3 protein-coding genes and 1 pseudogene are annotated in these 4,611 nt (G+C 45.8%); 1 reads left to right on the top strand and 3 read right to left on the bottom strand.

Annotation, left to right across the window (positions count from 1 at the left end):
• The 3 genes and pseudogenes from ABUA34_RS13850 to murC all read right to left on the bottom strand — a co-directional run.
• A pseudogene (locus tag ABUA34_RS13850) lies at positions 1–291 on the bottom strand (ATP-binding protein); the annotation flags it as partial.
• A 12-nt stretch (positions 292–303) separates the two neighbouring features.
• A complete protein-coding gene (locus tag ABUA34_RS13845) occupies positions 304–1,443 on the bottom strand; it encodes a DnaD domain protein (protein ID WP_055222474.1) in 1,140 nt (379 codons plus the stop codon).
• Between the two features lie 281 nt (positions 1,444–1,724).
• A complete protein-coding gene (murC, locus tag ABUA34_RS13840) occupies positions 1,725–3,107 on the bottom strand; it encodes a UDP-N-acetylmuramate--L-alanine ligase (protein WP_055222248.1) in 1,383 nt (460 codons plus the stop codon).
• 334 nt (positions 3,108–3,441) lie between these two features.
• Here murC and ABUA34_RS13835 point away from each other — a divergent pair.
• Positions 3,442–4,611: 4Fe-4S dicluster domain-containing protein (locus ABUA34_RS13835; protein ID WP_349823502.1), on the top strand; the 1,170-nt coding region annotated here is incomplete at its 3' end.

Here is a 4,611-nt window from a genome sequence, read left to right as displayed (position 1 = left end):
GTTGTATATCGGTGCCAGATAATCGTCAGGGTATCCGGTCTGTGCCATGAGCTGATGCTTCTCATCGCGGAGAGCGTGGTTCTTCGTGGAGAGTGCTTCTTCATCCACTTCCTGATGCAGTATCCTTGCCCTTGATGCCTGGACGGCACTGTGGGCGATGGCATCGTCGATCTCCTTTATACGAGGGATCCTGGCATATACCTCAGCTTTTCTGTTGTCCTGTCTGCGAAGATTGTCCTGCCTGATCCTGCTCAGTCGGGACAAAATATCATCATAATTTATATTGCCCATAATATGTATATATTACCTCTTGTCAAGATTGAGTTCATCTGCAAGCATCTGTTCCAGCTTGTCCAACTGGTTGGACATGTCTGTCTGCTTGAAGTTCGCAAATCCATTCGGATTCCTGGTGGCTGCAGGCTGCGCTGTGGCCGCTGATTTCTTCTTGAGGAACTCCTGATCGAGCAGTTCGACATCCCTAATGGATTGTACACCATTCTTATGCCAGTTTTCAAGAATTCCATTGACATATGCGAAGTTGGCGGATTGTGGCTTGGAGATTATGGCCTTCTCACATGCCAGAAGGATAAGATCCTCTGAGAAATTCATCTCACCTGTCCACGCGTCAATGTATGCGGTCTCTATGCTGGTAGGATTGCTTCTGCGTATTCCGAGTGCAGAGAAGACCTTTCTGTAAAATGGGTTGTAGGCGGAGCTGTCTGCCTTGGCCTTGTCAACCGTGTCGATTCCTTTTTCATACCATGCTATGGCTACGGTCTCCGCATATCTGAAGCTTGCCTTGCCCATGGTCAGACAGTATTCGATCAGATATTCGATGAGCTCCTGGGAGAAGCCAAGCTGGTCGTATATGTATATGAGACTTTCTGATTCAGGCATGGAAAGCGGTCTGCCAAAATATGCCTCTGTCTCAAACATAATATCAGAGAGAACCTCGTCCTCCTGTTTCTTCCTAAGAAATTCTGGTGTAACTGTTATCTTGTCAGGCAGAGTGCGCTCCGGCACCTCGGCCTTGTCTTCGTCTGCGATCGTCGCCGTGATCTCGCTGTTGTTATCGTCATCTCCGGTGGAATAATCCACGCCGAGAATAGAGAGGTCGTCAACTCCGCTGTCGGAGGAGCTGCCCTTGTCGTGAAGAGGGAGAAGAGTTATTCCTGTAAGCTCCTTCTTCTTGTTGTAGTTGAGCTTCATAACATCCTGGCTTATCCAGTATTTTATGGCTCTGCAAATATCCTTCTCTGTGAGATTAAAATGATCTGCTATGTTGGCGACAGACACGGGTTTACTGGAAGACATAAGTCTGACCAGATACAGATATACCTTAACAAACTCTCCGCTGGCGGAGGTCATGTAATAGTCTATAAAAAAGTTTGATATAGAGGAATATGTTTCGTTTTTTTCTGTTGTAATAGTAATGTAGCTCATGTCAAAAAACTCCTTGATCATACTCCTGAAATAGCGCATTTCCCTTAGCGCAAATGCATTATAACATGAACTTTTTGGAATGCAAACAGAACATACAGTCGGTTGGGAAAAATGGTGGGGATGTGGATAATGTGGATAATGTGGACGAAAAAGAGACATAAAAATACAAAAGTCATAGTTTAACAGGGCTTTGTAATATTTCTGTAAAAATTATGTCAACAAAAAAATATAAGCTCTGTGGGGAAAACTTTCCCACAGAGCTGTGTGGATAATGTGGATAACTAATTTTTTATCAGGTCATTTCCGATAGAATAGACGTTTCCGGCGCCCATAGTTATCAACAAATCATTTTTTTTGCAATTTTTTAAGAGATAATTTTCTATATCGTCGAAAGATGGAAGATAGAACGCATCAGTACCCGTCTCGGCGATCTTCTCGGCGAGTTGCTTTGCTGAGACAAGTCCGGTATCCTTCTCTCGGGCTGCATAAATATCTGCCACGATGACGTGGTCACATACCTTGAGTGCGTCTACAAACTCATCGAACAGAGCGTAGGTTCTTGAGTAAGTGTGTGGCTGGAATACGCACCACAGTTCGTTGTAGCTTGTGTTCTTTGCTGCCTTCAGTGTGGCTGCTATCTCAGTTGGATGGTGAGCGTAGTCATCCATGACTTTCACGTTGTCGAGGATGGTTCCTTTGTACTCAAAACGTCTCTCGGCACCGACACACTCTGACAGTCCCTGTTTGATGACATCTATGGAGATTCCAAGTTCAAGGGATGCCGCTATGGCTGACAGTGAGTTGTATACGTTGTGCTCACCGAATACCTTGAGTGTTATGTCAGTGATCTCTTTGCCGTCCACAACCAGTGTATAGGTTGGATGGCCGAAGTCATCGAATCGTATATTGTGTGCTGAATATTTGTTCTGTGCGCCCTTTCCAAATGTTACCACGCGGCACTCGAGGTCTCTGACAACGGTATCATAATACTTCATATCGCCGTTCACGATGACCAGGCCCTCCTTTGGAGTCTTGGTGGCAAATACATGGAATGACTCAGCGATCTCATCTATATCCTTGAAGAAATCAAGGTGGTCGGCATCCACGTTCAGTATGATACTGATAAAAGGCTTAAATGCGTGATAGCTGTTGGTGTACTCACATGCCTCTGTTACAAAGTATTCAGATTTGCCTACACGGATATTGCCGCCGATGCTGTCGAGGATTCCTCCCACTGATATGGTAGGATCAGTGTCCGCATCTATGAGGATGTAGGACAGCATGGAAGTCGTTGTTGTCTTGCCGTGGGTTCCACTGACGGCTATGGAATATTTGTAATTCTCCATGATCTGGCCGAGAAGCTGGGCTCTGGTGAGCATAGGAATGTTCTTCTCCACTGCGGCCTTGAACTCTTCATTGTCAGGATGTATGGCTGCTGTGTATACGACCAGATCTATGTTGTCTGTTATGTTAGATGCACACTGACCGATGTTGATAAGCGCTCCCATGTCGGCAAGCTGATCGGTGATTTCGGATGCTTTCATATCTGATCCGGTGACCTTGAATCCGGCCTTCAGAAGTATCTCTGCGAGACCGCTCATGCTTATTCCGCCTATTCCCATGAAATGGACGTTGATTGGCTTTGAAAAATTGATCTTGTACATTTGTATTTCGCCTTCCTTATATAAAAGATTGATTACTATATTTAAAAGTGTTTTTTATTATAGCATAACTGCCCTCAAATGAAAATAAATGGTTTTGGTCAATTGCATAGATTGTTATTGAACGAAAATTATGTTATAAATGGAGGTAGTGTGATGGAAGCTGAGGAGAAAACTGCAAAGCTCATGCGGATCGTAGAGGGCGCAGAAGAGGTAGAGAAGATGGATGCATTGCTCAGCCTGGCTATAACGGGCGGAGATTATAACTGGATCTAAGAGGTATACATATTAGGTATACAGGGGCAAAGATCAATATAATATGAGTAGAGGTTAACATATGATTACAAATGACGCTACATTATTAAAGGTAAAGCACGAGGTGCTTTATGAGGTGGCAAAGCTTGCGTATGAAGGCAGGCTGGATGATGAGAGGGACAATCTTCCATATAAGATGGTTCCCGGTCCACAGCCATTTTTCAGATGTTGTATATACAGAGAGAGGGAGGTCATCAGACAGAGGATCAGACTTGCCGAGGGCAAAGCCCCTGGAACAGAGGATGATGGGAATGTAGTCCAGATCATCAACTCTGCCTGTGAAGGATGTCCTATTTCACGTTACGTAGTAACTGATAACTGCCAGAAGTGCATGGGAAGAGCGTGCCAGCAGGCGTGCCGTTTCGGTGCCATCAGCATGGGACGTGACAAGTCCTACATCGACCCATCAAAGTGTAAGGAGTGTGGACAGTGTGCCAAAGCATGTCCGTACAATGCCATTGCAGATCTGATGCGTCCATGTATCAAGAGCTGCCCGGTTGGTGCCATATCTGTGGCTGAGAATGGAACAGGTATTGCGGTCATAGACAAGGACAAATGTATAGACTGTGGTTCATGTATCCACAAGTGCCCATTTGGTGCGATCGGATCAAAGTCTTATATAGTAGATATAATAAATGACATGAGAGCCGGCAAGAAGGTATTTGCCATGTTCGCACCTGCCACATACGGACAGTTCGGTGCGGATATCACCATGGCGAGCTGGAGAACAGCCATGAAGAAGATAGGCTTCTACGATGCGGTGGATGTGGGACTTGGTGCCGACATGACAGCCATGGCAGAGGCAAAGGAATGGATGGAGGCCAAGGCAGAGGGCAGGAAGAAGACAACCTCATGCTGTCCTGCATTCAAGCTTCTGGTGGAGAAGCATTTCCCTGAGCTGGCAGACATGGTATCTGAGACCGTATCACCTATGTGTGCAGTATCGAGATACATCAAGGAGAATTATGAGGATGCCGTGACAGTATTCATAGGCCCTTGTATCGGCAAGAAGGCGGAGAGCGCAGTCGGAGAGAAGGAATCTGCGGACTATGCGCTGACATACGGAGAGATCAGAGCCATGCTGAGAGCAAAGGATGTCAAGCTTGAGCCTGAGGCTGAAGATAACGACCAGTCCACACTGTTCGGCAAGAAATTTGCAAATGCAGGCGGAGTTACAGCGGCAGTCATAGAG

This window comes from Coprococcus sp. RTP21428st1_C9_RTP21428_210409 (genome assembly GCF_040227395.1).
Taxonomy (GTDB): domain Bacteria; phylum Bacillota; class Clostridia; order Lachnospirales; family Lachnospiraceae; genus Coprococcus; species Coprococcus aceti.
Note: the sequence above shows the minus strand (reverse complement) of the source record. Positions and strands in the feature narration are given on the sequence as shown.

What these genes read in the sequence shown, in the direction of transcription:
- ABUA34_RS13845 (WP_055222474.1), bottom strand. Translation starts at nt 1,443, where the DNA reads ATGAGCTACATTACTATTACAACAGAAAAAAACGAAACATATTCCTCT.
- murC (WP_055222248.1), bottom strand. Translation starts at nt 3,107, where the DNA reads ATGTACAAGATCAATTTTTCAAAGCCAATCAACGTCCATTTCATGGGA.